Here is an 846-nt window from a genome sequence, read left to right on the forward strand (position 1 = left end):
TAATAATGGGCAAAAAATTGTTGGCTAAAATGTTGAGGAACGAAAACAGCCAACTGTTTTTTGTCCTTATTAATTAGCTTGTTATGTTTACAATACTGCCAAACTTAACCCGTAATATAAATACCCCAACCAACAATTAAAGTGATAGCGCTAATGAAAGCCAGTTTATTAATTGCCTTATGCTTTTTAGAGTAACCAAACATTAAAATACACCAACCTACTATTGAGCTGAAACCTAATGGTAAATTTGAGTAGTTAAGCGCCAAAATCCCTAAGCTAACACCCAATAACAGTGAGAATAAAAAGATGATTGAATTTATTTGATTGGTACTCAAATCCATTTATTAATGCTCAATTCCAATGTAAACATAACGCCTCAATAAGAGGAAATTTGTAGTTGGCTAAAATGTTGAACGCAGTGAAAACAGCCAACTGTAAATTTTCCTACTTGATTGCCTTGTTATAACGACTTACGCTGGTTTATTTTTGATAACTGCTACTTCCGATGCAATTGTCCAACACGAAATAATTAAACATAAATCACCTAATACAACTAAATTATCTAACTCCATATTAACGGAGATAATAATTAAAGCTATCGATGGGATAAAGCCAGCTACAAATGAGTTTTTAAAAAACCAACTGTGTCCATAATAAGCATATACGGCTCCAATTAAACCACCAACCACAGATAGCAACAAGTAAGAAATGAAACTGAATATTGATAATTCACCATTTTCATTAAAATATGCAATTAATAAAAACAATATTGGGAATGTTAGAGCTGTAGTTGTTAGCTTAGTAATATTTTCGCGATCCACTGAATCATCCTTGTCGTTATAACGC

Annotated in this window: 2 protein-coding genes; both read right to left on the minus strand. The window is 32.3% G+C overall.

Annotation, left to right across the window (positions count from 1 at the left end):
- Nucleotides 1–104: 104 nt before the first annotated feature.
- Nucleotides 105–341 carry a hypothetical protein gene (locus CXF71_RS13085; RefSeq protein WP_101233399.1) on the minus strand — a complete coding sequence of 79 codons (237 nt, stop codon included), beginning with the start codon at nt 339–341 and terminating at the stop codon, nt 105–107.
- Between the two features lie 129 nt (nt 342–470).
- On the minus strand, nt 471–846 hold a 376-nt coding region (locus tag CXF71_RS13090), incomplete at its 5' end, for a hypothetical protein (RefSeq protein ID WP_232771474.1).

The organism is Colwellia sp. 12G3, assembly GCF_002836775.1.
Lineage (GTDB): Bacteria > Pseudomonadota > Gammaproteobacteria > Enterobacterales > Alteromonadaceae > Colwellia.

Excerpts from the sequence above, each read along its gene's own strand:
- CXF71_RS13085 (WP_101233399.1), bottom strand. The coding sequence starts at position 341 with ATGGATTTGAGTACCAATCAAATAAATTCAATCATCTTTTTATTCTCA.